Origin of the sequence: Streptomyces sp. NPDC088762 (assembly GCF_044750905.1) — a bacterium.
Lineage (GTDB): Bacteria > Actinomycetota > Actinomycetes > Streptomycetales > Streptomycetaceae > Streptomyces.
The window spans coordinates 592,006-617,855 of the sequence record NZ_JBIVKT010000002.1 but is presented as its reverse complement, the minus strand read 5'-3'; the positions used below and the strand labels follow the sequence as shown (position 1 = coordinate 617,855).

Annotated in this window: 28 protein-coding genes and 2 pseudogenes; 22 read left to right on the top strand and 8 right to left on the bottom strand. The window is 72.7% G+C overall.

The genetic code is table 11. The annotated features are described in order from the left end of the window. Positions 1 to 13: 13 nt before the first annotated feature. Complete coding sequence (locus ACIP5M_RS07610) at positions 14 to 1,315, bottom strand: DUF4241 domain-containing protein (RefSeq protein WP_401193204.1); 1,302 nt, start codon at positions 1,313 to 1,315, stop codon at positions 14 to 16. A 168-nt stretch (positions 1,316 to 1,483) separates the two neighbouring features. Here ACIP5M_RS07610 and ACIP5M_RS07605 point away from each other — a divergent pair, with 168 nt between their 5' ends. From ACIP5M_RS07605 to ACIP5M_RS07580, 6 genes and pseudogenes are all read left to right on the top strand, one after another. Continuing rightward, on the top strand, positions 1,484 to 2,233 hold the full coding sequence (locus tag ACIP5M_RS07605; protein ID WP_401193202.1) for a ZIP family metal transporter: 750 nt from the start codon (positions 1,484 to 1,486) through the stop codon (positions 2,231 to 2,233). A 154-nt stretch (positions 2,234 to 2,387) separates the two neighbouring features. After that, positions 2,388 to 3,038: pseudogene (locus ACIP5M_RS07600) on the top strand (molybdopterin-dependent oxidoreductase); the annotation flags it as partial. Further along, positions 2,984 to 3,811, top strand: a pseudogene (gene narJ / locus ACIP5M_RS07595) (nitrate reductase molybdenum cofactor assembly chaperone); the annotation flags it as partial. The pseudogenes ACIP5M_RS07600 and narJ, both read left to right, overlap by 55 nt. Positions 3,812 to 3,823: 12 nt before the next feature. Beyond that, a complete protein-coding gene (locus ACIP5M_RS07590) occupies positions 3,824 to 4,015 on the top strand; it encodes a hypothetical protein (RefSeq protein ID WP_401193585.1) in 192 nt (63 codons plus the stop codon). Then, complete coding sequence (locus ACIP5M_RS07585; RefSeq protein ID WP_401193200.1) at positions 4,012 to 4,161, top strand: respiratory nitrate reductase subunit gamma; 150 nt, start codon at positions 4,012 to 4,014, stop codon at positions 4,159 to 4,161. The genes ACIP5M_RS07590 and ACIP5M_RS07585 overlap by 4 nt, the downstream gene beginning before the upstream one ends. A gap of 239 nt (positions 4,162 to 4,400) precedes the next feature. After that, positions 4,401 to 5,906, top strand: a complete 1,506-nt coding sequence (locus tag ACIP5M_RS07580) for an SDR family NAD(P)-dependent oxidoreductase (protein WP_401193199.1) — start codon at positions 4,401 to 4,403, stop codon at positions 5,904 to 5,906. 12 nt (positions 5,907 to 5,918) lie between these two features. On the opposite strand, the gene ACIP5M_RS07575 is transcribed toward ACIP5M_RS07580, so the two are convergent. Continuing rightward, a complete protein-coding gene (locus tag ACIP5M_RS07575; protein WP_401193197.1) occupies positions 5,919 to 6,404 on the bottom strand; it encodes a hypothetical protein in 486 nt (161 codons plus the stop codon). Between the two features lie 137 nt (positions 6,405 to 6,541). Between ACIP5M_RS07575 and ACIP5M_RS07570 the strand changes: the two genes are divergently transcribed. Then, complete coding sequence (locus ACIP5M_RS07570) at positions 6,542 to 7,519, top strand: GlxA family transcriptional regulator (protein WP_401193195.1); 978 nt, start codon at positions 6,542 to 6,544, stop codon at positions 7,517 to 7,519. 122 nt (positions 7,520 to 7,641) lie between these two features. Here ACIP5M_RS07570 and ACIP5M_RS07565 read toward each other — a convergent pair whose 3' ends face one another. After that, complete coding sequence (locus ACIP5M_RS07565; protein WP_401193193.1) at positions 7,642 to 8,091, bottom strand: SRPBCC family protein; 450 nt, start codon at positions 8,089 to 8,091, stop codon at positions 7,642 to 7,644. Positions 8,092 to 8,209: 118 nt separating this feature from the next. Beyond that, complete coding sequence (locus ACIP5M_RS07560; protein WP_401193190.1) at positions 8,210 to 10,195, bottom strand: amino acid transporter; 1,986 nt, start codon at positions 10,193 to 10,195, stop codon at positions 8,210 to 8,212. Between the two features lie 226 nt (positions 10,196 to 10,421). On the opposite strand from ACIP5M_RS07560, the gene ACIP5M_RS07555 reads away from it, so the two are divergent. Together ACIP5M_RS07555 and ACIP5M_RS07550 are read left to right on the top strand one after the other, a co-directional pair. Further along, positions 10,422 to 12,191 (top strand): LuxR C-terminal-related transcriptional regulator, encoded by a 1,770-nt coding sequence (locus ACIP5M_RS07555; RefSeq protein ID WP_401193188.1) that lies wholly within the window; start codon positions 10,422 to 10,424, stop codon positions 12,189 to 12,191. 199 nt (positions 12,192 to 12,390) lie between these two features. Beyond that, positions 12,391 to 13,755 carry an FAD-binding oxidoreductase gene (locus ACIP5M_RS07550; protein ID WP_401193573.1) on the top strand — a complete coding sequence of 455 codons (1,365 nt, stop codon included), beginning with the start codon at positions 12,391 to 12,393 and terminating at the stop codon, positions 13,753 to 13,755. A gap of 81 nt (positions 13,756 to 13,836) precedes the next feature. Here the strand turns inward: ACIP5M_RS07550 and ACIP5M_RS07545 are convergent, their stop codons facing one another. The 3 genes from ACIP5M_RS07545 to ACIP5M_RS07535 all read right to left on the bottom strand — a co-directional run bounded on the left by ACIP5M_RS07545 (position 13,837) and on the right by ACIP5M_RS07535 (position 17,455). Next, complete coding sequence (locus tag ACIP5M_RS07545; protein WP_401193185.1) at positions 13,837 to 14,958, bottom strand: nucleotide disphospho-sugar-binding domain-containing protein; 1,122 nt, start codon at positions 14,956 to 14,958, stop codon at positions 13,837 to 13,839. Between the two features lie 192 nt (positions 14,959 to 15,150). Beyond that, positions 15,151 to 16,047 carry an alpha/beta fold hydrolase gene (locus ACIP5M_RS07540; RefSeq protein ID WP_401193183.1) on the bottom strand — a complete coding sequence of 299 codons (897 nt, stop codon included), beginning with the start codon at positions 16,045 to 16,047 and terminating at the stop codon, positions 15,151 to 15,153. Positions 16,048 to 16,147: 100 nt separating this feature from the next. Next, positions 16,148 to 17,455, bottom strand: a complete 1,308-nt coding sequence (locus ACIP5M_RS07535; protein WP_401193180.1) for a PIG-L family deacetylase — start codon at positions 17,453 to 17,455, stop codon at positions 16,148 to 16,150. Between the two features lie 347 nt (positions 17,456 to 17,802). Here ACIP5M_RS07535 and ACIP5M_RS07530 point away from each other — a divergent pair, with 347 nt between their 5' ends. From ACIP5M_RS07530 to ACIP5M_RS07470, 13 genes are all read left to right on the top strand, one after another. Continuing rightward, on the top strand, positions 17,803 to 18,078 hold the full coding sequence (locus ACIP5M_RS07530) for a WhiB family transcriptional regulator (RefSeq protein WP_401193178.1): 276 nt from the start codon (positions 17,803 to 17,805) through the stop codon (positions 18,076 to 18,078). 60 nt (positions 18,079 to 18,138) lie between these two features. Further along, the gene (locus ACIP5M_RS07525; RefSeq protein WP_401193176.1) at positions 18,139 to 18,402 is read left to right on the top strand and encodes a GlsB/YeaQ/YmgE family stress response membrane protein; all 264 of its coding nucleotides are present in this window, start codon (positions 18,139 to 18,141) and stop codon (positions 18,400 to 18,402) included. Between the two features lie 120 nt (positions 18,403 to 18,522). Next, a complete protein-coding gene (gene gvpO / locus ACIP5M_RS07520) occupies positions 18,523 to 18,834 on the top strand; it encodes a gas vesicle protein GvpO (protein ID WP_401193173.1) in 312 nt (103 codons plus the stop codon). A 59-nt stretch (positions 18,835 to 18,893) separates the two neighbouring features. Further along, on the top strand, positions 18,894 to 19,328 hold the full coding sequence (locus ACIP5M_RS07515) for a gas vesicle structural protein GvpA (protein ID WP_401193170.1): 435 nt from the start codon (positions 18,894 to 18,896) through the stop codon (positions 19,326 to 19,328). Then, entirely contained in the window at positions 19,325 to 20,044 is a 720-nt protein-coding gene (locus ACIP5M_RS07510; protein WP_401193167.1) for a GvpL/GvpF family gas vesicle protein, read from the top strand. The genes ACIP5M_RS07515 and ACIP5M_RS07510 overlap by 4 nt, the downstream gene beginning before the upstream one ends. A gap of 2 nt (positions 20,045 to 20,046) precedes the next feature. After that, positions 20,047 to 20,283, top strand: a complete 237-nt coding sequence (locus ACIP5M_RS07505; protein ID WP_401193165.1) for a gas vesicle protein GvpG — start codon at positions 20,047 to 20,049, stop codon at positions 20,281 to 20,283. After that, positions 20,280 to 20,861 (top strand): DNA primase, encoded by a 582-nt coding sequence (locus tag ACIP5M_RS07500; protein WP_401193162.1) that lies wholly within the window; start codon positions 20,280 to 20,282, stop codon positions 20,859 to 20,861. Before ACIP5M_RS07505 ends, ACIP5M_RS07500 begins: the two co-directional genes overlap by 4 nt. Then, positions 20,854 to 21,960 (top strand): SRPBCC family protein, encoded by a 1,107-nt coding sequence (locus ACIP5M_RS07495; protein ID WP_401193160.1) that lies wholly within the window; start codon positions 20,854 to 20,856, stop codon positions 21,958 to 21,960. Before ACIP5M_RS07500 ends, ACIP5M_RS07495 begins: the two co-directional genes overlap by 8 nt. Further along, positions 21,957 to 22,274, top strand: coding sequence for a gas vesicle protein (locus ACIP5M_RS07490; RefSeq protein ID WP_401193158.1), 318 nt, complete (start codon positions 21,957 to 21,959; stop codon positions 22,272 to 22,274). Before ACIP5M_RS07495 ends, ACIP5M_RS07490 begins: the two co-directional genes overlap by 4 nt. Then, entirely contained in the window at positions 22,271 to 23,104 is an 834-nt protein-coding gene (locus ACIP5M_RS07485; RefSeq protein WP_401193156.1) for a GvpL/GvpF family gas vesicle protein, read from the top strand. The genes ACIP5M_RS07490 and ACIP5M_RS07485 overlap by 4 nt, the downstream gene beginning before the upstream one ends. Then, positions 23,101 to 23,283, top strand: coding sequence for a gas vesicle protein (locus ACIP5M_RS07480; protein WP_401193153.1), 183 nt, complete (start codon positions 23,101 to 23,103; stop codon positions 23,281 to 23,283). Before ACIP5M_RS07485 ends, ACIP5M_RS07480 begins: the two co-directional genes overlap by 4 nt. Further along, entirely contained in the window at positions 23,280 to 23,555 is a 276-nt protein-coding gene (locus ACIP5M_RS07475; RefSeq protein ID WP_401193151.1) for a gas vesicle protein K, read from the top strand. Before ACIP5M_RS07480 ends, ACIP5M_RS07475 begins: the two co-directional genes overlap by 4 nt. A gap of 38 nt (positions 23,556 to 23,593) precedes the next feature. Next, positions 23,594 to 23,980 (top strand): hypothetical protein, encoded by a 387-nt coding sequence (locus tag ACIP5M_RS07470; RefSeq protein ID WP_401193148.1) that lies wholly within the window; start codon positions 23,594 to 23,596, stop codon positions 23,978 to 23,980. Positions 23,981 to 24,002: 22 nt separating this feature from the next. Here ACIP5M_RS07470 and ACIP5M_RS07465 read toward each other — a convergent pair whose 3' ends face one another. Further along, on the bottom strand, positions 24,003 to 25,733 hold the full coding sequence (locus tag ACIP5M_RS07465) for a PP2C family protein-serine/threonine phosphatase (RefSeq protein ID WP_401193146.1): 1,731 nt from the start codon (positions 25,731 to 25,733) through the stop codon (positions 24,003 to 24,005). Positions 25,734 to 25,850 lie beyond the last annotated feature (117 nt).

Here is a 25,850-nt window from a genome sequence, read left to right as displayed (position 1 = left end):
GGCCGCCGGCCGCTCAGGCGTCCGCCTCGGTCCCCTTCTGCGGGAGCAGAGCAGGCATGCCCTCCACCAGCACCACGACGCCGACCACCTCGCCGGCCGCGCAACGGCCCACCCACACCGGATAGGTGCCGTCCGCGGTCGTCGCGAAGGCCACCAGCTCGGCGCCGGAGGCCCGGTCCCGGGTGCGCAGCATGTACATGGAGTCGCTGATGGTCTCGGCCGCGTCAGGGTCCCCCTGGATCAGCCCCTTCTCGTAGAGCGCGAGGAGAGACCCCCAGGCGCCGGCGTCGGCGAAGCAGCCGGTGGCACCGTCGGTGTCGAAGCCGGAGATCTGGTCGTCGATGAACAGGCGCAGGTCGTCGCCCGGTCTGAGGGCCATCTCCCAGGACGCGGCGGGGGTTTCACTGACGCGGAGGCGGACGGCCGTGGTGTCCGTCCGCGTGACCTGCGCCCCCTCCCACTCGCAGTGGTAACGGTGGCGGACCTGCGCCTCCTCGAGCACGTACTCCCCTGGCGGGACGGGCAGCGTGATGTGCGGCCCGTCGCCGTGGTCGATGTCCGGCCCGGAGACGGCCAGCAGCCCGCTCGGCACGCGCAGGGTGCCGACCCGGCGCGGCTCCACGACGGTCATCTCGGGGTGGTACCCGTCGGTCACGCGCACCCCGGGCCGGAACAGCTCGTTGATCGGCCCGGGCTGCGCGGGGCGCGGCGGCCGCCAACAGGTGGCAGGGGCCTCGCCGTGGCCGTCACTGTCACTCTCACTGTCACCGGGATCGGCTCCCCCGGCCGTCCGGAAGGCCGGCGGCTCCGTGAGCCCCTGGGCCTGCGCCGAGAGCAACGGCCACTCCCCGAACGCGGGCCGGTCCATCCAGCGCTCGTCGTCGCTCAGGCTGGGGGTGGTGACGTAGGAGCCTCCGAGCGCGCCCCGGCGCTCCTCCTTCCGCCGGCCCCTCCCGTCCGGGAGGAGGTCCACGGTGATCTTCGGGCACTCCTTGTCGGACTCGGCCATGTCAGGGCCGGTGTGGTACCAACCGACGGAGTACCGGCGCAGCAGCCGCGCCGGGTCGTCCAACAGCCGCATGTCCAGGTCGTGCGTGCGGCGGCCCTGGGCGTCGTAGACCCGGAGGCCGACGTAGTGGTCCTGCCAGGAGACGAGCCGGACTTCCAGCGGAGCCTGCCGGCCCTCCGTCCGGTACACCACGACGTACGGAAGCCCGGCGGCATCCCGCTCCTGTGCCTCACCGGGAGATATGGGCCGCCAGGGCGCACGGGCCTCCAGGTCCCACGCCTGCGCGTACCCCACCTCGACGACCATTGCGGCTCCCCGTTCCGTGCCCGGCTCCTCCGCCGTGCGTTGAACTGCAAGGTAGCCGCCGCCTGTGACAACGGCCCCACGGGGCCGTGCGGATGCGTGCCGGCGGATGGGCGCGCCGCCACCGGGCAGGTGATCTACCGACAGGGACGGCGAACGGGAGGGATGGTCATGGCCGGAGCGTTGGCGGCAGGCGGATGGGGGCTTTTCGCAGGAGCAGCGCTCCTGGTGGGAGCCGCGTCGGGATCGTTCCTTTCCGTTCCGCCGCGGTGGGTGGCCCTGATCATGGCGTTCGGCAGCGGAGTGCTCATCTCCGCGGTCTCCTTCGACCTGATGGCCGAGGCCCACGAGCTGGGCGGTACGGTCCCGACGGCGGCCGGGGCGGTGGCCGGTGCGGCTCTGTACTCCGCCGCGAACGTGCTGCTGTCCCGGTACGGTGCCCGCCATCGCAAGCGTTCCGGCTCCCAGCAGCCTTCCGAGCGGGAACAGCCCGGCTCGGGCAACGCGATCGCCGTGGGCGCGCTCCTGGACGGCGTCCCGGAATCGGTCGTCATCGGCACCAGCCTCCTCGGTGGCGGGCACGTGGGCACGGCCACGGTGGCCGCCGTCTTCATCAGCAACCTCCCCGAGGGACTGGCCAGCGCAGCGGGCATGCAGCGGGCCGGCCGCAGCCGGACCTACGTCTTCACGCTGTGGTCCGCGATCGCGGTGATCAGCGCACTCGCGGCCCTGGCCGGATACACGCTCCTCGGGGACGCTTCCGGCACGACGATGGCCGCGATCACCGCGCTGGCGGCGGGAGCGATCCTCGCCATGATCGCCGACACGATGATCCCCGAAGCCTTCGAGCAGGCCCACCTCCTCACGGGCTTCACCACGGTGCTCGGCTTCCTGACCGCATTCATGCTGTCCCACGGCTGACCGGGCGCGGCGGCCCCCGCGTGGCGGCCTCGGCCCCGACCCACCCACGAGTCGGCCGGTTCCCCCCTGCGTGCCGGCTCCGCTGCCTCCCGAGCGGGGCCACCAGGTGAAGCGCGGCAGGGCCAGGGCAACGACGGAACACGCGGCCGACGCGATCACGGACCGGCTGCTGCAAGCCGGGCGCCTGCTCGGGAAGGCACCCCGGACGCCGGACGACCGGGCCGTGTTCCGCACCGATCAGGGCGTCAACGACGCCCCGTACCGCGAACGCTGGGCGCACGACAAGGTGGTGCGCTCCACCCACGAGGTCAACTGCTCCTGCTCCTGCTCCTGCTCCTGGCAGGTGTACGTCAAGGACGCCCTGATCACCTGGGAGACGCAGGCCACCGACTACCCCTAGACCGGCCCCGACCGGCCGGAGTACGAGCCGCGCGGCTGTCCGCGCGGGGCCTCCTTCTCCTGGTACACCTACTCGCCCACCCGCGTCCGCTACCCGCACGCCCGCGGGGTGCTCGTGGAGATGTACCGCGAGGCGAAGCAGCGCCTGGTCGGGGACCCCGTCGCCGCCTGGGCGGAGATCACTACCGCCCTGGAGATCGCGGCCGCCGCCCACGTCCACACCCTGCGCGCCCACGGGCCCGACCGGATCGCCGGCTTCTCTCCCATCCCCGCGATGTCGATGGCCTCCCACGCCGTCGGAGCCCGATTCCACGCCCTGCTCGGCGCGCCGATGCTCACCTTCTACGACTGGTGCGCGGACCTGCCCATCGCCTCTCCGCAGGTCTTCGGCGACCAGACCGACGTGCGCCGCGTCAACCTCGGCGAGGAGCAGGACCCCGCCATCGCCCGGTCGGTCGGCATGGACGGCGACGGCATCGAGGCCATGTACCGGCTGCCGGCCATCGCCAAGTACGAGGACCGCTACGTCATCCCCACCGGCTACACCGCCGGGCACTCCGACCATGCCGACCCCGGGGCCGGCTGCAGCCTCGACGGGGAGGGCGGGCCCGGCATGTACACCGCGGACACCTTCCACGCCCCGCTCGCCGGGCCCGGATCGGCGGCGACTGGGCCTGCCGGGCCGCTGCACGGCCGGGTCAACCTGCTCAACTGGAACGGCCAGGGCACCCCGTCGGGCCTCTTCCCCCGCCCGGAGGGGTCACGAGCCGCACCGCCGCCCTCCACCAGGCCGCCTCACTGCTGCTGACCCACCCCGACGAGGACTGGCACGGGCGCCTCGACCTCGTCCGCGGCGCCCTCGCCGGCCTGCCCGGGGAAGAGCCCGGGCTCCTGCTCCGCTTCTGCGCGGCCGTCGCCGGCGTACCGCAGCTCGAGCCGTCCGCACGCTACGTCGACACCTTCGACCGAAGCCGCCGCCGCACCCTGCACCTCACGTACTACACCGACGGCGACACCCGCCGCCGCGGCGAGGCCCTCGTACGGTGGCGGCGGCTCTACCGCGAGCACGGCTGCCCCCCCGCCGACGAACTGCTCGACTTCCTGCCCCTGGCCCTCGAGTTCGCCGCCCGCAGCCCCGGGCCGGGGCGCACCGCCCTCCAGGAGCACCGGGCGGCCCTTGAACTGCTGCTCATGGCCCTGACCGAGCACGGGAGCCCGTACGCCGACGTCCTCGAGGCCGTCTGTCTGACGCTGCCGGGCCCCTCCCCGGCCGACCGCGCGGCGGCCCTGCACCTGGCGCGCAGCGGCCCACCCACCGAGACCGGGGGACTGCTGCCCTTCCCCACCCTGCGCCCGCAGGCCGCTGAGGAGTACCGACGGTGAACCATCTGCACATCGCCCTGTGGGGCGTGCTGCCCTACATCGTCGCCGTCGTACTCGTCGCCGGCACGGCCTGGCGCTACCACGACGACCGCTTCGGCTTCACCCGTGCTGCGCACCGCGTGAACAAGGCGGGGCCGGCGGAGTAGCGGCCGGGCTCGCCGCGGGGCCCGGTCCGCGAGGGCCGGCGGGGACGCGGAAGGGTGCGCGTGCCACGCGTCGGGAGCGGCGGCACGCGGTGCTCGGCCGCGGGCAGTTCGCCATCAAATGCGGGTGACGGAGGTCGCAGCGGTCCTGCATCATGAGCACGCATTGACGCGCTCACATGTTCGAGTAAGGAACCTTGGTGCAGGCAGCTGTTTCGGTTACTCACACCCCACGTCCGCCGATGGACAGCAACCTCGTGCAGACCTGTCTGGACCTGCTGCACCAGGCACGGCAACTCCCCGTCGACGATGCGCAGCGCCGTCTGCTGGAAAGGGCCGCCGAGGCGTTCGTCCGCGACGGACGGCATCGCCGCCGCGCTCAAGGGCGGGCGAAGCGGGCAGCAGCCGACGCGCAGCTGCTCGCCACCACGGCGACCGGCGCTCCCGAGCGCACCATGGACGCCGCGCTGCCCACCAGCGCCCCTGCCGGGCACGGCCTGAGCGTTCGGGACTACATCGGGCTTCAGCCCGGCCCGGGTTCCAAGCGCCCGTCGCCGGACAGCGTCCCGGGCAGCGGCGAGCCGCTCGCGCTGCTCAACCGCCCGCAGCGCTGCTACGTGTGCAAGAACCACTACCGGCAGGTGCACCACTTCTACCACCGGCTGTGTCCCGAGTGTGCGGAGGACAACTTCAACCGCCGCACGGCTGGCACCGACCTGACCGGCCGGCGTGCGCTGCTGACCGGCGGACGCGTGAAGATCGGCTACCAGGCCGCTCTGATGCTCCTGCGCGACGGGGCCGAGCTCACCGTGACCACCCGCTTCCCCCGCGATGCCGTACGCCGCTTCGCCGCCGCGCCCGGCGCCGCCGACTGGTGGCACCGGCTGCGGATCGCCGCCCTGGACCTGCGCGATCCACGGCAAGTCCTCGCCTTCACCGACCATCTGCTCTCCGAGGGCCTGCCCCTGGACATCCTGATCAACAACGCGGCCCAGACCTTGCGCCGCTCTCCTCGGGCCTACAGCGCACTGGTCGCCGCCGAGGTCCCCGCGAAGGACTCGCTCCCCACGGCTCGGATCTGGACTGCTCCCGGATTCCTCTCCTCCAACGCCCGTACCGCGCCCCTCCCGTGGACGACAGAACTCACCCCCCAGTCCGAACCGCGTCATGCCCTGGCCGGCACCACGCCCTCGGCCGCCCGGCCGGCGGCCGCGGCGCTGCGACAGGAAGCCGTCGACGAGGCGGGCCTGCTGACCGAGACGGCCGACACCAACTCCTGGACGCTGCGGCTGGGACAGGTCGACCCGGTCGAGCTGCTGGAGGTCCAGCTGGTCAACGCCGTAGCACCGTTCCTGCTCGCCGACCGCCTGCTGCCCCTGCTGGACGCGTCCCCGCACCCCCACCGCTACCTGATCAACGTCTCGGCCGTCGAAGGGCAGTTCACCGTCCGGAACAAGACCAGCGACCACCCCCACACCAACATGGCCAAGGCAGCCCTGAACATGCTCACCCGCACCAGCGCTGCCGACCTGGCCTCCCGCGGCATCCACACCTGCAGCGTCGACACCGGCTGGGTCACCGACGAAAAGCCCCTTCCCGCGAGGGAGCGGCACGCCGCCACCGGATGGCGTCCTCCCCTGGACATCGTCGACGGCGCAGCCCGCATCTACCACCCCATCGTGCAAGGACAGGCGGGCACGCCCATCCACGGCGTCCTCCTCAAGGACTACCGGCACGTCGCATGGTGATCTCAGACCCGGTCAGGCCGTCAGGAGGATCGCCACCGCGCCGAAGAGGTCGACGACGCCGCACCACTCCGACCAGGCTCGCGGGACGACCCTGCCCACGCGGTGGTGGGCGAAGTCCCAGGCCGCGTGGAGCAACCAGCCGCCCGCGACCACGTACAGGCCGGCCGTCCGGTCCACCGTGAACGACACCAGCGCGAGCGCGGCGAAGGCCGCAAGTGCGGCCGCCTGCACGGGGAGCACTCCCGGTCGGCGGAGCTCCCCGCGCAGCGCGCCGAAGGCCAGGTAGCACACGGGCATGACGACGAGGAGGCTCGCCGGGAACTTCAGGGACGGGGCGCCGTCGACGAAGGTGACGGCCACCAGCGCCAGGCCCAGCCAGGTGGGCCAGCGGAGTACGAGCGCTCGCAGAACGCGTGAGGGGCGGCCCGGCGCGGTGGCGCTGCCGGCGGTCACCGGGGTCGTCTCGGCACGGCTGCCGCAGGTACGGTCGGTTGTCATGCTGGCTCCAGGGCGGGACGGCGGGAACGTGGTGCGTCACGTGCACTGTCCCGCCGGACCGGTGGCCCACGCTCGTCCCGGCCGCAGCCATGTCCCGAACCTTGGGGTACCGGTCCTTCCGGCATAAGGTCTCCGGTATGACGGTTCGGCGGATGGTGGTGGTCGGTTACGACACGGCCGAGTTGCTCGACATCGCCTGCGTGACCACCACCCTCGCCATGGCGAACCGGCTCGGCTCCCCCGCCCGCCCGTACGACGTGGTCCTGGCGGCACCGGGAGGCGCGCCGATCGTGTGCGGCTCCGGACTCACTCTCCACGCCCAGGAGTCACTGGAGCGACTCGTCGGCCCGCTCGACACCTTGATCGTCTCGGGTGGCGTGCGGTTCGAGAAGGCTGCCGCCGACGCCCGGCTCGTGGGACACGTCCGCCGGCTCGCCACAGAGAGCCGGCGGGTGGCCTCCGTGTGCACGGGAGCGGCGGTCCTCGCCGCGACCGGGCTCCTGGACGGCCGTCGCGCCACGACCCACTGGCGGTTCGCGGCCCGGCTCGCCGCGAGCCACCCGGAGATCACCGTGGACGCGAACCCGATCTACATCCGCGACGGTGACGTCTGCACCTCGGCGGGCATCACCGCCGCGCTCGACCTCACCCTCGCGCTCATCGAGGAGGACCACGGCGCCGAGCTGGCCCGCCAGGTCGCGCGCGATCTGGTGACCTACCTGCAACGCCCGGGCAACCAGGCGCAGGTGAGCCTCTTCACCGCCGTTCCCCCACCCCGTGACGACCTGGTACGGCGGCTCGTCGACCACATCAGCGGCCACCCGGACGGCGACCTCAGCACCTCGGCGCTGGCCGCTCTCGCGGGGGTGACCCCGCGCCACCTCACCCGTTTGTTCCTGGAACACCTCGGTGAGGCGCCCGGCCGGTTCGTACGCCGGGCCCGCGCCGAGGCCGCCGCGCAGCTCCTGGCGACGACCGCGCTGCCGATGGCGAGCGTGGCCGCCAGGTGCGGCTTCGGCTCCGCCGAGACCCTCCGACAGGCCTTCACCAGCCGTTACGGCATCCCCCCGTCGCGGTACCGGGAAGCCCACACCACGCGCCGGCCGTCGCACTGAAACCGGCCGTGACACAGCGGGCTTGAGGGGCGGGAACCTCAGCACGCCCCGTCGTACGCGGCTGCGCCCCGTTGCCCATGCGGCAACGGGGCGCAGCCGAGACCGGCGGCGAGGGGCGCGGGTCAGACGGCGCCCCGCCAGGAGCCGGTTTCGCGGCCGCGGTCCTCGATGTACTCCTTGAACCGCTTCAGGTCTCCGGTGATCTGCCGCTTGACGAAACCGAGCTTGTCGCCGACGTTCTCGGCGAAGCCGTCCGGGTCGTAGTCGAGCTGCAGCATCACCTTGGTCCGGACATCGTCGAGGCGGTGGAAGGTGACCACCCCGGCCTGCTTGACCTCCCCGCCCAGGGTCGTCCACGCGACCCGCTCGTCGGGGATCTGCTCGGTGATCTCCGCCTCGAACTCCCGGGTGACACCGCCGACCTTCGCCACCCAGTGCGTCATGGTGTCCGTGCGCTGGTCGATGCGCTCCACACCGTCCATGAAGTTCGGGAAGGTCTCGAACTGGGTCCACTGGTTGTAGGCGGTGCGCACGGGGACGTCGACCTCGACGGACTCTTCGACCTTCGACATGTCACAACTTCCCTTCTGTTCGAGGAGGCCGGCTCGCGCGGTGCCCGGGCCGGCCCAGGGGCTTCGACCCCTGTCCGCGCCCATGCCCGGGTGCATCGACTCCATGCGGGCGGTGACGTCAGCCGCCCACGTGGATGCCGGGGCGGCGGTCGGGGTCGGGTTCGTGGCTGCGGATGATCTCGCGGGTGACGGGCGCGGTGTCGCCGCGGCCGAGGAGGAAGTAGCGGAACATGTGCAGCAGGGGGCTTCCTTCGGCCCAGGCGAAGTAGCAGTGCGGTTTGACACCGGTGGTGTCGCGCAGTGCGAGGAGGATGGCCGCGATGGCGTTCGGGGCGGCCGGCGCCTCGGCGCGCAGGATGCGGTAGGGGCCGACCTGAACGCCCTGGACGGTGAGGGTGTCGCTGAAGTCGGACGGGTCGACCACGTCGATCTCGAGGAACAGTACGTCGGCGCGGCCGGGAACGGGGTTGGTGCCGCGCTGTTCGTGCTCCTTGGCCGAGTACTCGGCTTCGTCGCCGGCCTGACGGCGGTTGGCGATGATGTTGATGGCCTGGTCGTAGGCGAGGGTGTCGGTGAGGAAGCGGCGTGCATCGGCGTCGAAAACGATGCGGTCGGCTCGCAGTTCTGTGGTGCGGGAGACGCGCGAGATGAGGGAGACGACGATGATGCCCAGGATGAACAGGCCGGAGATGGCGATGCCGTCGGGTTTGTCGACGATGTTGGCGACCAGGGCGTAGAAGAGGATCCCGGTGAGCAGCGCGAAGCCGACGGCCGTCGCGCGCTTGCGGCGGCGTACGACCGAGACGGTGACGGCGAAGGCACCCGAGACCATCATGGCCAGGATGCCGGTGGCGTAGGCGCCGGCCTGCTTGTCCACGTCCGCGTCGAAGGCGAGGGTGATGATGACGCACAGGGCGGTGTAGACGATCACCACGGGGCGTACCGCGCGTCCCCATTCGGGGGCCATGCCGTAGCCGGGAAGGTAGCGCGGGACGATGTTGACCAGCCCCGCCATCGCCGAGGCGCCGGCGAACCACAGGATCAGGATGGTGCTGATGTCGTAGACGGTGCCGAACGCCTCCCCGACGTGCTCGTGCGCGAGCCAGGCCAGCGCTCGGCCGTTGGCCGCGCCTCCCGGTTCGAACTGCTCGTGGGGGATGAGGAGGGTCGTCACGAAGCTCGCGGCCAGCAGGTAGACGCTCATGATGAGCGCGGCGGTGGTCAGCAGCTTGCGGGTGTTGCGGATCCGCGAGCGCAGCCGCTGCTCTTCGTCGTCGCCGTCGGCGGCCACGAGCGGCATCATGCTGACGCCGGTCTCGAATCCCGAGAGGCCGAGGACCAGCAGCGGAAACGCCAGCAGCGCCGGCCCCGCCAGATGGCCGAAGCCGCCTCCCCCTTCGGTGAGGGCGTCCATCCAGGCGGACCACACGGAGGGCGTGCTGAGCACTTCCGCGAGGCCGACGCCGATGACCACGGCGTTCAGCGCGAGGAAGACGGCCACGAGGGGGATGGCCACCTTGACCGCCTCGCTGAACCCCAGGAGGAACACCCCGCCGAGCACGAGCAGCAGGACGACGGTGAGGGCCACTTCGTGGCCGTGCAGGGCCTGGGGGAAGAACGGGTTCTCCACCACGTGCACGGAGGCGTCCGCGGTGGACAGGGTGATGGTGATGATCCACGAGGTGGCGACGAACCCCAGCAGGACCAGTACGAACAGCTTGCCGCGCCAGAAGGGCAGCAGGTCCTCCAGCATCGCCACCGACCCGGCGCCGTGCGGACTCTCCTTGGCCACGCGCCGGTACATCGGCAGCATGCCCAGGAGCGTCAACGCGACGATCAGCAGCGTCGCGAGGGGCGAGACCGCCCCTGCCGCGAGCGCGGCGATGGCCGGTACGTAGGCCAGGCTGGAGAAGTAGTCCACGCCGGTCAGGCACATCACCTTCCACCAGGCGTGCGGCTCCGCGTGCGCCTCACCGGCCGCCGGCCCGACCGGCTGCACCTGATGGCGCAGCATCCACCGCGCCAGGCCACCGGTCGGCTGGGTACGGAGGGCCGGGGTGTCCACCACCTCCGGCACAACCGGTCCGTTCACGTCGTCGTTCATGTCCCCCATCACTTCCACTCGCTGCGCAGCGCTCTCGCACACCGTCCGCGCCCACCACAGGACGCGATCACTGAGTATGCGGCTTCCCGCCACCGCCACCGTCTATCACCAGCAGAAACACACCGCAGCATCGGCGCCGCGCCCGCGTTCGCGCCGGGGGCGGCGCCCCGACGGGGGCCCGGGCCCCTGACCTGCGCCGGGTGCCTCACCGCCGGGCAGCGCTCCTATGCTGGTGAACGTGGGCAGTGAGCCACGGACGACGGCGGCGCAGCCGGCCCTCCGCACCGTCCGGCAGGCGCGGAACGCGATCGCCCGGGAGGCGTGGGGGGAGGCGTACGCCCTGCTCGGCGGCGTGGCGCCGGACCGGCTGGCCCCCGACGACCTGGCCGCGCTGGCCGACGCGGCCTGGTGGACCGGCCGGGTCGAGGAGTCGATGGCCGCGCGGGCCGCCGCGTACGCCGGCTACGCGGCCGCGGGAGCCGCCCGGCGGGCCGGGTACTGCGCCTGGATGATCTTCTACGAGTGCCGGCTCGCCGGACGGACCGGGGCGGCGGCCGGCTGGCTGCGCCGGGCCCGTCAACAGCTCCGCGGCGAACCCGAATGCGTCGAGCAGTGCTTCCTGGCCTGGGTCGAGGCGCGGGAGGCCCAGGAGCGCGGTGCCTTCGAGGAGGCGACGGCCTCCGCCCACCGGATGGCCGCCGTGGCCCGCAGGTGCGGCAGCCCCGACCTGTACGCGTTGGGCCTCGAGGCGCAGGCCGCGGTCCTCCTCGCGCGGGGGCGGGTCGCCGACGGGCTCGGGGTGCTCGACGAGGCCATGTGCGCCGCCGCGGCCGGGGAACTCAGCTCCTTCTTCACCGGCTGGGTCTACTGCCTGGGCCTGCAGCAGTGCATGGCGTGCGCGGACTTCGGGCGGGCCGCCGAATGGACCGAGGCCGCCATGGCCTGGTGCGCCTCCATGCCCCACGAGAACAACTTCCGGGGCCTGTGCCGCGTCCACCGGGTGGAGGTGCTGGAGCTGCGCGGCGCCTGGCCGCAGGCCCTGACCGAGGCCGAGCGGACCTGTGCGGAGCTGCTGCCGAACGAACCGCGGATCGCCGCCGAGGCCTGCTACCTCACCGGCGAGATCCAGCGGCGGCGCGGCGCGTACCCGGAGGCGGAGGCGGCCTACGCCCGGGCACACGAGCTCGGCCGCGATCCGCAGCCGGGGCTTGCCCTGCTCCGGCTGGCGCAGGGCAAGGCCGAGGCCGCGGCCTGCGCCCTGTGGCTGCCCACCAGGGCGGCGCGCGCACCGCGCGAGGCCGCCGATGCCGCCGATGCCGTAGATGCCGTCGAGGCGGGCCGTACGGCCGAGGGCGGCGACCCGGGGCGGCCTCTCGAACGGTGCCGGCTGCTCGCCGCCCGCACCGAGGCGGCCCTCGCCCTCAACCGGGTCGACGCGGCCCGAGAGGCGGCCCAGGAGCTGGCCCGCCTCGCCGACTCCTGGCAGCGGCGGTGCGCCTCCGCCGCCACCCCCGTGCACGCCGGCGCCGCTGCGGCGGGCGGCGCGGTGGCCTTCGCCGAGGGTGACCTGGCCACCGCCCTGCCGCTGCTGCACCGGGCACTGGCGCTCTGGCTGGAGCTGGTGGTTCCGTACGAGGCCGCGCAGGTGAGGATGACCCTCGCGGCCGCCGACCGGGCGGCGGGCGACCTGGACGGGGCCCGCATGGAGCTGCGGGCCGCGCAGGCGGTCTTCGAGGGGCTCGGCGCCGTGCCGGACGCGCGGCGGGCGGCAGCCCTCCTCGCCGGGACGGCAGAGTTCCGCGCCGGGGAGCTGACCGCACGGGAGACCGAGGTGCTGCGGCTGGTGGCACGGGGCGGAACGAACCGGTCCATCGCCGCCCAGCTGACGATCAGCGAGCACACCGTGGCCCGCCACCTGAACAACATCTTCGCCAAGCTCGACGTCTCGTCCAGGGCGGCGGCCACCGCCTACGCGTACACGCACGGCCTGGTCTGAGCGCCCGCCGGTCCCGCATGGGCTGTTCCGCCCACGGCCCGCTCACCCGAAATGGGTGGTTCCGGCGATGCGCGGCCGCCCGCCCGGCGCCTACAACGGAAAGCGGACCAGGAGACAACAGAAGGCACACGAACGAAGGCAGGTGGCGGCCATGACCACCAGCACCAGCACCAACCCCGGAACCAACCCCGGAACCGCCATGGTCGCCCCGCCGGTGGAGCACCTGCGCGAGAGCGTCCGCGGCGCCGTCACGACACCCGCGGACCCCGGCTACGAACAGGCCCGCAAGGTCTACAACGCCGTGCACGACAAGCACCCCGCGGTCGTCGTCAGCGCAGCCGACGCGGGCGACGTGATCGAAACCGTCGGCTTCGCCCGCGAGCACGGCCTGACGCTCGCCGTGCGCGGCGGCAGCCACAGCGTGGCCGGCCACGGCACCTGCGACGGCGGCGTGGTCCTGGACCTCGGGCGGATGCGCGGCATCCGGGTCGACCCGCAGACCCGCACCGCCCGTGCCCAGGGCGGATGCACCTGGGGCGACTTCAACCACGCCACCCACGCCTTCGGACTGGCCACCACCGGCGGGGTGGTCTCCACCACGGGGATCGGCGGCCTCACCACCGGCGGCGGCATGGGTTACCTCGCCCGGCGCTGCGGCCTGGCCTGCGACAACCTGATCTCCGCCGACGTCGTCACGGCCGACGGCAGCTTCCACGTCTGCACCGAGGACCGCGAAGCGGACCTGCTGTGGGGGCTGCGCGGCGGAGGCGGAAACTTCGGAGTGGTCACGTCCTTCGAGTACCGGCTGCACCCGGTGGCCGACATCCTCGGCGGCCCGACCTTCTACCCCCTCGACGGCGACGTCATCCGCCGCTACCGGCGGCTGATCGAGGACTCGGCGGACGAGCTCGGCGCCCTGCTGGTGGTGGGGCTCGGCCCACCGGTCCCGTTCCTGCCCGAGCGCTGGCACGGGCGGCCGCTGTGCGGCGTGATCGTGTGCTGGACCGGCCCCGAGGACCAGGACGACCGGGTGCGGGCCATGCTCGCGGAACTCGGCCCGGTGCTGGGGCAGTACGTCGGCCGGATCCCGTACCCCGTGATCAACACGCTCTTCGACGAGCTGGTGCCGCCGGGCCTGTTCCACTACTGGAAGGCGACGCTCAGCGAGGACCTGCCCGACGGCGCGATCGACGTGCACGTCGAGTTCGGGGCCACCACCCCGTCCATCCAGAGCGTCACCACCGTCTTCCCGATCGACGGCGCGTGCGGACGGGTGGGACCGGCGGACACGGCGTTCTCCTACCGCGGCGCCCGGTTCTCGACCGCGCTCAGTCCCACCATGACGACCCGGGAGGGCATCGACGCACAGAGGCAGTGGGTCCGCGACTACCACGCGGCGCTGGAGCCGTACTCCGCCGAGGGCGGCTACGTGAACTTCATGGACGGCGACGACCAGGGCAAGGTCCGCGCCAACTACCTGGACAACTACGTACGTCTGCGCGAGCTGAAGCGCCGCTACGACCCGGACAACCTGTTCCGCCTCAACCACAACATCGCCCCTTGAGGTGTCCGGTCCGGCGGGGACCGCATGCGGCAAGGGCCGCGTGCGGTCCCCGGAGCGGGGGCAACGTTCGTCGTCGCGCCCCTAGGAGGCGGCGAGGGCCTCCAGGGCCGGGACCGTTTCGGCCGGCGTCGGCAGGGCGGCGTTCTCCGCCCGGAGGCGGGCGGCGGCCTCGCGCAGGGCCGGGTCGGTGATGAGGCGGGTGAGGAGCGCGGCGTCGACGTCGTCGGAGGCCGAGCGCAGGGCGGCGCCGGTCGCCGTGAGGGCGTCGGCGTTGGTGAAGTGGTCGGCGCCCTGCGGGAGCAGGAGCTGGGGCAGGCCGGCCTGCAGCGCGGTGAGCAGGGTGCCGGAGCCGCCGTGGTGGATCAGGGCGTCGGAGGCGGTCAGCAGTTCGGCGAGCGGGATCCAGGGCAGCGGGCGGACGTTGTCCGGGAGGGTGCCGAGCGGGGTGAGGTCCGCGTCGCCGACGGCGAGCAGGAACTCGGCGTCCACCGAGGCCGCGGCCTCGATCAGGCGGATGATGGCGCGGACGCCGTCCATCTCGGTGAGCACGGTGCCCAGGGTGACGGCGACGCGCGGGCGGGTGCCGCGGCGCAGCAGCGCGGTGGGGACGGTGCCGCCGCCGTTGTACGGGAGGTAGCGCATCCGCAGGCCGCCCGGGTCGCCGCCGAGCGAGGCCGGGACGATGTTCAGCGCGGTGGGCGCGGCGGGGCCGGCCACCCCGTGCTTCTTGTACACCTCCGTGAAGTGGGCGGCGAGCCGGGTGACCATGTCGAGGCCGGAGCTGACGCCGAAGTTCTGGATCACCGAGGGGATCTTGAGCTTGGCCGCGACCAGCGGGGCGGAGGCCTGGAAGGAGTCGTAGACCAGCAGGTCGGCGCCCCAGCTGTCCGCGGTCTCCAGCAGGCCCTCCACGGTGGCGCGGGAGACGAGGGCGAAGATGCGGGCCGCCCGGTCGAGGATCTGGTCCGGGGTCAGTTCGGGGGAGACGTAGCGCACCTCCTCGCCGGTGGACTGCTCGAACACCTCGCGGATGGTGCGGCCGTCGCCGATCTCGACGATCGGGAAACCTGCCTGGCGGAGCTGGTTCAGCGGCTGCGAGCTCGCGAACAGCACCTCGTGGCCGGCGGCGCGCAGGGCCTGCGCCGTCGGGATCATCGGGAAGAGGTGGCCGGCCGCCGCCGGGCCGGTGAAGAGAATGCGCACGGTTTCTCCTTGCAATGGTCTGCCGGTGGAGCACGAGACATGCGGGCTCGCCCCTGTCCCCTCTGGTGAACCGGCGGGAAGTCGCGCCGTGTTCCCCGAAGAGGGTCGATAATCGGACGTTCTGGTACGGGCATTGTCGGACATGGCGCGATGTGTACCTCGTGGAGCCGACGGTGCCCGGGGGGAACTGCGTCATCCGCCGGTGCGAACGGGTTCCACCTCGTCGAGGAACTCGGAAACCCGGGCGTTGAAGGCGCTCACGGGGATGCCGTGTGCGGCGCCGGGGACGATCTCGGTCCGCACGTCCGGCATCAGGCGTCGCGCGCGGGCCTCGGCGCGGCGGGAGTCCATGACGCGGTCGGCGCCACCCAGGACGACGAGGGCGGGCACGGCGACCGAGCGCAGCTCCTCATCGGTCATGCGCTGCGGCTGCGGCAGCCGGATCCTGAACCCGCGGATCGCCTCCAGTGACAGCCGCGCCCCCACCTCGGCCTCCTCGGGGGCCGCGCCGGTCTCGCCGATGAGGCGGGTGAACCAGCGGCGCTGGAGGTTCTCGGAGCCGCTCGCGAAGGCGGCGACGGCGCCCAGCAGGAAGCCGGGCTTGAGCGGGGCCAGGGCCCGGGGCGGTTCGTACACCGCGACGGAGGCGACCCGCTCCGGGGAGCGTACGGCGTGCCGGAGCGCGACCGCACCGCCGTAGGAATGCCCGATCAGGTGCACGCGTTCCAGGCCCAGTCCGGAGAGGGTCTCCTCCAGCCAGACGGCCGTATCGGCGGCGTCGCCGATCTCGCGGCTCTGCGTGCTGTATCCGGGCTCGCCCACTCGGTCGACGGCCAGCACGCGGCGCCCTTGCCGGGCCAACGGGGCGACGTGCGGGGCCCATTCGGCGGGTGTCGCGCTCTGCCCGTGCAGGAGCACCACGGGTATCCGGTCACCCGCACCGTGGACGTGGACCCGGGTCCTTCCGAAACCGGTCGGGACGTCCCGCTCCTCACGCGGCTCGGGCCAGTACTCCATCGCCCGGTCGTAGGCGGTCAGGACACGCGTCCGCGCAGCGTCGTCGGTGAAGCAGCCGATCCGTCCGGTCATCGTTCGCCCTCCCCTGTCCGGCGGCCCGTGCGGCCCCCCGCGGATTCGATCTTCGCACCGGCCGACCGGGGCCGGTCCGCCGGGGGCGGGAAGCCCGGTCCTACCACTCCCAGCGCACCTCGGGCCGGTAGGGGTGGCACGCCCGCAGGCCGAGGTGGGGGGCCGGCAGCGCCAGGTCGTCCTGGTGGAGGCACCGGTCGCCCGTTCCGATCCTGCCGTCGGCGTCGTGCCACCAGATCTGGCCTTCGGATCCGTCGCAGGACGAGACGCCGAGCCTCGGGGTGGCGGTGAGGCAGGCGCCGGACGCGGCGGCGATGACGGTGCCGCCCACGAAGGTCCACCGCTGGGCCGGGCCGCCGTCGCAGTCCTCCGTCGTGACCGCGCCGGCCGCGGCGGCCGGGCGGACGTCGCGCGCGAGACAGCGCTCGACGGCGGTTTTCGTACCGGTACGGCCCATCGCCGACATGATCTCCCCGGGGCGGGGACGCCGGTGCACCCTGCGGTGCTCCCTCGCCATCCACTGCCGAAGGTTCCAGCCAAGGGGCCGCCCGGACGGGCAGGGCGCCGTGAGGCACCCCGCGTAGGCCGTGTAGGCGTCGTACACGGCCCGTTTGTCGCTTCGCTGCCGCGCCGTCAGGTTCGACGGAAGCACCCGCAGGCCATATCCGACGTAGGGCGAGACGGCGGGGCGGGCGGGGGTGCGGAACGCGGCCCTTCTGAAGAACCGCCCCGTGATCTCGTGGTCGCTGTGATCTGCCGGATGCGGCGGGCCGACCCCGAGCGTGGCGCTGTCGTAGTCGAGCGTCAGGACGCGTTCCGCCTTCCGCAGCGCGAGCAGGTCGGCCAGCACCGCGGTCAGCTCCTGCGCCGTGTAGGACTGCGTGCCGTCCACCGGCCTCATCGTGCCGATCTGGCCGCGGAACAGCTTCAGCAGGCTCTGCCGCGCGTACTGCGGGCTGCCGGTGCCCTTCGGGAACCCGTCGGGCAGCCGGAGGAAGACGAGCCGTACGTCGGGCCGGCCGGTGAGGACGACGGACACGAGGCTGCGCCCCCGCACGGTGAGATCGGCCCGGCGCCAGCGGTCGGGGAGCCCCGCCATCCTCGCGTAGGCCGCCCGCAGCCCCTGCTCCCGGCGCCGAACGTAGGAGTCGCCGGTGAACGGGTGCCCGGCGTCGCCGGCCGTCAGGTACACCGTGCCGACGGAACACCCGGCGCGTATCAGCCGCTGGGTCTCGGGGCCCATGAAGAGCAGGTCGTCGTCCTGGTGGGCCACGCCCAGCAGCGTCGGCCGGCACCCGGTGTCCGGCTCCGCGCCGCCCCGGAGCGCGGCGGGCCGCACCCCGTGGGCGTGCCCGGCCCCCGTCTGCAGGAACGGAGCGATCCCCCCGAGTACGACACCCAGCGCCACCGGGAGCATCCGCCAACGCAGCCGCCGCGCCCTCCGCGCTGCGCGGTCCGGGCCGTCTCGCGGGCCCCCGCACGTACTGCTGCGGAGTGGCTCAGACCTCACGCCGGACCCCTTCGGTGGACTCGTCGCTCCACTCGCCCATGCGGCACCGGGCGTTCCCGTTGTGTGTGATGTGTCCGACGCTACGAGCGGGAACGGCTCGGCTGCCACCCGGGCGCGGCCGTTCGGCGGACGGGCGGTCCGTGTCCGGCGGTGCGGGCGTACTCCGTTCGGCGGCCTCGCAGCACGTTTCGTTCGAACGATTGGGAACAGACGCGCTCCTGACGCCGATACCGAAGGAGCGCGCGATGCCGAAGTCTTTCCACCTCCCGGGCCCTGCGCACAGGCACTGGGCCTGGCAGTCCGATGCCCTCTGCCGGGAAGTGGGATCCGAGCAGTTCTTCGGCCCCTGGAACGAACCGCGCAGGGACCGTGAGCAGCGCGACGCGCAGGCCAAGGAGCTGTGCGCGTCCTGCCCGGTGCGGAAGGTCTGCCTGCGGCACGCGCTGCTGACCGGTGAGCCCTATGGCGTTTGGGGTGGCTTGACGGCCAAGGAGCGTCGGCGGCTCCGGAGCGACGTGTAGCCGAAATCCCGGGGCACGCAGGCGCGTACGCAAGAGCGAGAGAGCGAGAGAGGCGGAGAGATGGAGATTTCCGGACTGATCAGCGCCCTGGTCATCGGTGTGATCATCGGTGTCCTGGGCCGGCTCGTGCTGCCGGGCAGACAGCGGATCGGGGTGCTGTGGACCATCGTCGTCGGTATCGCTGCCGCCCTGGTGGGTACTGCTCTCGCCCGCGCCATGGGCGTGGGCTCCACGGACGGGGTCGACTGGCTGGAGTGGCTGATTCAGATCGCGCTCGCCGCCCTGGGTGTGGCGGCGCTCTCCCGGGCCAAGGGCCTGCGATGAAGCGAGCCGCTGTCGGGGGGAGCCGCCTGCCGCGCAACATACGTCCGCCGTCGGGCAGTTGGTTCCGGCGCCGGCCTGTTTGAGGCACGGACGGACGGACATACGCGCCAGGAGGAAGTCATGGCCAACGCACGTGACGAAGAAGAAGAGAAGAAGGCGGGCGAGAAGCAGCCGCTAAGGGCTGCCTCGGTGATCAGAGCCGCGATGGAGCAGCTCTCGGAGCTGCTGTCGCAGCCGGCCGAAGGAGTCAGTTCCTGCGAACGCGGCGAGGACGGTGCCTGGCAGCTGTCGGTCGAGGTCCTCGAACTGTCCCGCGTTCCGGACACGATGAGCTTGCTGGCCTCCTACGAGGTCGAGGTCGATGCCGAGGGCGAGCTCATCGGCTACCGGCGCACCCGCCGTTACGAGAGGGGTCGTGCGGATCGCCGCTGACGTGGCGGTCCCCCCATGTCCCGGCCCTGTCCCCAAGAGACGAAAGGGATCCGGAAGTTATGACTGTCGTTCCTGCCCAGCCCGCTCCGGCCGCCTCGGGCGGCGGCTCCAGCGGCCTCTACGACGTTCTCGAACTGGTCCTTGACCGCGGCCTGGTGATCGACGCCTTCGTGCGCGTCTCGCTGGTCGGCATCGAGATCCTCAAGATCGACGTGCGCGTCGTCGTGGCGAGCGTGGACACCTATCTTCGGTTCGCCGAGGCGTGCAACCGCCTCGACCTGGAAGCCGGACCGCGCAAGAGTCCGGGCCTGCCCGACCTGGTGGGCGAGGTCACCGAATCCGGGGCGCGCGGAAAGACGAAGGGCGCGCTGAGCGGCGCCGCGCAGACGATATCGGACGCCTTCAGCCAGGCCCGCGAGGAGGCCTCGGAGGAGAAGACGGAAAGCCGGCCCCGCAGTCGGCGCACCACCGCCCGCCGGGAGGAGAAGGAATGAGCACCTACGTCTACGGCATCACCCGCGCCGATCGGAACCTGCCCGCGCCCCTCGAAGGGATAGGGGAGCCACCGCTGCCCGTGCGTGCGGTGCGCAGCGGGAAGCTGGTGGCGCTGGTCAGCGACGCGCCCGCCGAGCTGAAGGCGAAGCGGCGGGACCTGCTCGCCCATCAGCGGGTGGTGATCCAGGCGGGCGGGGGCGGACCGGTCCTGCCCTTGCGGTTCGGCGGGGTCTCCCCCGATGACGACACGGTCACCTCCGTCCTCGAGCAGCGGCAAGAGCGCTATCTGGAGCGGCTGGCGGAGCTGGAGGGCAAGGACGAGTTCAACGTCAAGGCGTCACACGAGGAGGAAGCCGTCCTCTTCGCCGTGGTCAGCGCGGACCCGGAGCTGCGCAGCCTGCACCAGGCCAACCGGGCGGCCGGTGGCGGGACGCACGAGCAGAAGCTGGCGTTCGGTGAACGCCTGGCCCGGGCCGTCTCCGTACAGGAGCAGACGGACGCCGCGCTGGTCGAGGAGACGCTGCGCCCGTACGCGGCAGCCATGAGGCACGGCCCCGAGGGAACGGGCTGGCTGGCGAACCTGTCCTTCCTCGTGGCGCGGGAGCAGCGGGACAAGTTCCTGGAGGCGGTGCGCCGCCTCCACGAGCAGCACGAGCACCTCCGGATGCAGGTGACGGGGCCGCTGCCCTCCTACAGCTTCGCGGATGCGGAATAGCCGTGGGTCTCCTCAAGGAGGTGCTCCTGCTGCCCGCCGCCCCGATCCGGGGAACCGCCTGGGTGCTGCAGCAGGTGGTCGCCGAGGCCGAGCGGCAGTACTACGACCCGGCCCAGGTCCACAGGGAACTCGCCCGTCTGGTCTCCGCGTTCGAGGCCGGCGAGATGGACGAGGCCGAGTTCGACCGCCGGGAGGACGAGCTCCTGGCACGACTGGAAAGCAGGACGCAACCGCGATGAACAACCGTGTGACGATCGGCCTGGCCGTGGGTGCGGGGTACCTGCTGGGGCGCACCGGGAAGGCGAAGCTCGCCTTCACCGTGGGAACCCTGGTCATGGGCAGGAAACTCAAACCCGACGCGGAGGCCCTGGCTTCGTTCCTGGGCGGCCGGCTGAAGGACCATCCGCAGTTCAAGGAGATGCGCGAGCAGCTGCGCGAGGACCTGCGGGGGGTCGGGTCCGCTGCGGCGGGCGCGCTGGTGGACCGGCAGCTGGAGGCGGTCGCCGACCGGCTGCACAACCGGACCCGGAGTGTGCAGGACCGTCTGGCGGGGGTCGCCCCCGGCAGGGGTGATGACGGTGACGGCTCCGACGAGAGCGCGGAGCAGACCGGGAGCCGGCCGAAGAAGGCCGCGGCGCGGCGGCCCGCCGCGAAGAAGTCGGCGTCCCGGTCCTCGGCCGCCTCCCCCCGGCGCGCGGGCGGCAAGGCCCCGTCGGCCGGCGCGTCCGCCGACGGATCCGGGGGAAGCGGAACCAGCCGGCGCCGGGCCGCCAAGCGGACGGGCGGCGGCCGTGGCGAAGGGAGCGACGATGGCTGAGCCGACGTCAACGCTCACCAGGCTCAAGGACAGCCCCGCTGCCGACCGGGTCAAGGAGGAGCTGGAGGCGTACCTCATGGCCCAGGCGGAACGCCTCCTGGTCGGCGCGGGAAGGAGCCTCGGCCGCTCCGCCGCGCACCTGAACGACATCGCCGACGGCACGAGCCCCGGTCTGAGGTCCCTCGCCCTGGACGGTGCCCGCAAGATCGCCCAGGGGAAGGGGCCCGTCCGCGCTGCCGTCGAGCTGGGGGCCAAGCGCCTGAAGGACGGGGCCGGCCGCGCCCTGAGCCGCCGGCTGGGGAGCCGGGGCGAAAAGGGTGAAAAGGGCGGGAAGGATGGGAAGGGCGGGAAGGGCAGCAGCAGGAACCCCACCGTCATCCTGGAATCGGTCGATGTCGGGGTGGATGTCCGGGACGCCTACAACCAGTGGACCCGCTACCGCGACTTCCCCGCATTCGCCCGGGGCGTCACGAGCGTCTCCCCCACCGGCGACACGACCAGTGACTGGAACGCCAAGGTCTTCTGGTCCAGCCGCTCCTGGACCGCGCACGTCACCGAGCAGGTCCCCGATGAGCGCATCGCGTGGACCTCGGAGGGCGCCAAGGGCGCGACGCGGGGGGTGGTCACGTTCCACGCCCTCGCGGACGGCCTGACGCGGGTACTCCTCGTTGTCGAATACCACCCGCGGGGACTGTGGGAGAAGACGGGCAACCTGTGGCGCGCCCAGGTCCGTCGGGTCCGTCTGGACCTGAAGAACTACGCCCGTTTCCTCGCGCTCGAGGGAGAACAGCCCGACGGCTGGCGGGGCCGGATCGAGGACGGCGAGGTCGTCACCTCCCACGAGGACGCCCTCGCCGAAGAGGACGAGGGCGTGGAATTCGAAGACGAGGCGTACGACGACCCGGACGACCCGAACGACGTGCCCTACGGGGACGACGGCTTCGAGGACGTCGAGGACCCGGAGGACGAGGAGGGCTACGACCCGGATGACGAGGTGGAGGCCTACGACGAGGAGACCGACGCCGAGGACGCCGAGCCCGAGGACGCCGAACCCGAAGAGGCACCGGCGGGCCGCCGCGGGGGGCGTCGCCGGTCATGACCATGCCCTCCGGCCTGCCGCGGCCCTACGACGACGGCTCCAGCGCCAACCTCGCCGACATCCTCGAGCGGGTCCTCGACAAAGGTGTCGTCATCGCAGGCGACATCCGTATCAACCTGCTCGACATCGAACTGCTCACCATCAAGCTGCGCCTCGTCGTGGCCTCGGTGGATCGGGCCAAGGAAATGGGGATCGACTGGTGGGAGCAGGACCCGGCCCTCTCCTCCCAAGCCCGTCGGCGCGAGCTCGGCCGGGAGAACGAAGAGCTTCGGCGGCGCGTCGCGGAGCTCGAAGAACGTCAGGAGCGGGCATGAGCGGGCCGCAGTTGTTCTACGTGTACACCGTCGTCGAATCCGGGGCCGCCACACCGGACACCCGTGAGATCGGTGGTCTCTCGGGCTCGGGCGTCACGGTGGTGGACGACGGTGTGCTGGCCGCCGTGGCCGAGCCGGTCGATCCCGCCGAGTACGGCGAGACCGCGCTCCCCCGACGGTTGGAGGACCTGGACCGGCTCACCCATCTCGCCCGGACCCACCATCAGGTGGTCGCTGCCGTCGGGGGCTCCGTCACCACGGTGCCGCTGAGACTGGCGACCGTATGCCGGGGCGAGGAGGGTGTCCTGCGGCTGCTGGCCGAGGGGCGCGAGCGGCTCTCCCACGCCTTGGCACGGGTGGCCGGTGCCGAGGAGTGGGGAGTGAAGCTGTACTCGGCGGACTCCGCCCCGGCGGCGACCACCGCTCCCGCCCCCGACCGGCCGGGCACGGCGGCCGGTCCGCCCGAGGGCGGCACGGGGGCGGGGTCGGGGCGGGACTACCTGCGCCGGCGCCTCGGCGACCGCCGCCGCCGCGAGGAACGAGCCGGGCTGGCCGCCGCGACAGCCGAGCAGCTCCATCGGCAACTGGCCGCGAGGGCGTCCGGGTCGGTGCTGCACGCTCCGCAGCAGGCCCAGCTGTCCGGGAGTCCGGACACCAACGTCCTCAACGCCGCCTACCTCGTTCCCCGGGACGCGCGCCAGGCCTTCCTGGACACCGTCCCCGGCCCCGCCGACCTCCCGAGCGGTCTGCGCCGCGAGATCACCGGACCGTGGGTCCCCTACTCCTTCACCCAGGCGGCCGCCGACGACCCGCACGGGCAGGAGCGATGACCGGCGAAGAGGTCGCCCTCGTGGACCTCCTCGACCGCTTGCTGGCCGGAGGGGTGGTCCTGGCCGGCGACATCACCTTGAGCATCGCCGACATCGACCTCGTCCGCATCGACCTCAAGGCCCTCATCAGCTCGGTCAACGACGCCGTGCCCTCCCCCTGGAAGCAGGTGAGCGCGTGAGCACCCCACGACGAGTGGAGCTCGACCCCGATACCGTCGAACGCGACTTGGCCCGGCTGGTGCTGACCGTCGTGGAACTGCTGCGGCAGCTCATGGAGCGTCAGGCCCTGCGCCGGGTCGAAGTCGGCGATCTGACGGAGGACCAGGAGGAACGGCTCGGTCTGACCCTCATGCTCCTCGAAGACCGCATGGAACTCCTGCGGACGCGCTTCGGCCTGGAGCCGGAGGACCTCAACCTCGATCTCGGCCCGCTCGGCAAACTTCTCCCGTGAACGCGATTACCGCACACGGATCCGGCTACACGCGCTACATGACTGCATCAGAGAAGCCCGACAACGCAAAGACCACCGGCGGCAGTTCGCGTTCGTCTTCCAACGGGACGACCACCCGCGGGCGCGCCACCGGCGCCGCCCGGGCCGCGACCGGTTCCGCGGCCGACGCGAAGGAATCGGTGACCGGCTCGCTGACGGCCCTGCCCGCCCCTCTGGCCGAGAAGACGCTCGCGGCCGCCCAGGCCGTACGGGGCACCCTCGGCAACCTCGGAGGGGTGTGGGCGGTGGTGAAGGCCCGCAAGGCGGTCACCGCCATCACCGCCGGGGGCACGGCGGCCGTCCTCACCGGCACGTACGCTCTCGGCCGCCGGGCGGGGCTGCGCCGGCGCGGTCCGCTCTCCCGGCTGACCGGCGGCCGTATCTGAGTCCGGCCCCTGCCGGGGGACCTCAGCGCACCTCGAGGACCACGAGGCAGGTGTCGTCCGCGAAGTCCCCCCGCGGGTAGAGCTCCATGACCGAGTCCAGGATGCGCTGGGCGCCGAGGCCCGAGCAGCTCTCCAGGCGGCGGCGCAGCGTGGCGATGCTGTCCGTGATGTCCTCGTCCCGGCGCTCGATGAGGCCGTCGGTGTACAGCAGCAGGACGTCGCCCGGCCGCAGCTCGACCCGGGCCGTCGCGTACCCGTCCCCCGGCAGCAGGCCCAGCAGCGGCCCGCGGTGCGATGTGTCCAGGGTCGTCGCCGTACGGCCACGGAGCAGCAGCGGCGGTGGATGGCCCGCGCAGGCCCAGGTCAGGCGGCGTCCCTCGTCGATGTGCCCGATGATGGCGGTGGCCGTCTCGGCGGTCGGGTCGGCGCAGATCAGCTCGTTCAGCCAGGTGGTGAGGTCTCCGGCGTCCGTACCGGGCGTATGGGCGAGACCGGCCAGTGCGTGCCGCTGCTGGGCCATCCGTGCGACCGCCCCCAGGCCGTGCCCGCACGCGTCGCCGACCGCGAGCAGGATGCGGCCGTCCGGAAGCAGCCGGCACTTGTACCAGTCGCCGCCGACAGCGGCGTCCGGCTCGGCCGGCAGGTAGGCCGCCGCCACGATGTACCCCCGCTCCGCGAGCTCGGAGGAGTGGGTGGGCAGGAGCGCCTCGCGCAGCGCCGCGGCGACCCGGTGCTCGGCCGCCGCCTCCTCGCGGAGGGTCTCGGTCTGGCGCCGGGTGGCCGCGAGCCGCTGCCTGCTGCGGACCTGCGGGGTCAGATCCCGCGCGATCAGGTACAGCGCCCAGGGCAGCCCGTCGGTGTCGATCACCGGCCGGCCCACGACGTGCAGGTGGCGGACGTCGCCGTGCACGCTGAAGCGGATGTCGGTGCCCGGTGGCTCCTCGCCGTCGAAGAGAGCCCTCAGCAGCCGGCCGAACCGGGGCACGTCCTCGATGAGCACCGCGTCGCACAGTTCCGTGAGGGTCATCCGGCCCTCCGGCCCGGTACGGAAGATCGCTGCGAGCCCGTCCGACCAGGTGGTGGTGCCGGCGAGCAGGTCGAAGTGGCCCCAGCCCATGGTGGCGATGTACTGGGCCTCGAGGGACATGAGCTCGGTGTGCGCCCGCGCGGGCCGCCAGGTCGCGAGCACCTGGCCGCCGCAGGAGGCGGCGTCGTACAGCAGCGTCGTACGGTGCAGGCGGCCGCTCTGCCATTCGGTGTAGTCGACGGCGTGTGCCTTGAGGGCGCGGCCGGTGTGCAGGACGCCCGTGAGGGCGGCGAGCAGACCGGCTCCCTCGGCGCCGGGTCGCGCCGCCAGCAGCCGCTGGCCCACCTGCCGGTCGGGCGGGTCCAGCCACTCCGCGGACCGCACGTGGTTCCCCGCCCGGACGATGAAGTCGACGGTACGGTCGTCGCCGTCCCGGACGGGCTCCAGCAGCGCGGCCGACACGGGGATGGCGGGCAGCGTGGCGCACACGCAGGCCCAGGGATCGTGCTCCGCGGAGGCATCGACGCACGAGTGCCCGCGCTCTTCGCTGCCTCCGCAGGCACAGGCCTGCGGCGGGGGCTCCTGCCCCTCGGGCACCGGGCCGGGCGTGTCGGGGGCCTCCCGCCGGACCCCGGCACTTCGGCTCGCCGCCGCCCGCAGCGCGGCCACCTCGCGTGCGATGAGCAGTTTGAGTTCCTGGGGGTCCCCGGGAACGGCCGGACTCATCAGGGGCCCGCCTTCCGGCTGGATCGTCCTCCGGGCAGGGCGGATGTCGTGGGTCGTCCGGTGGGGGGCACACAGCCATGCTGCTGGCAGGAAGCGGATGCCGCACGCGGGAATCCG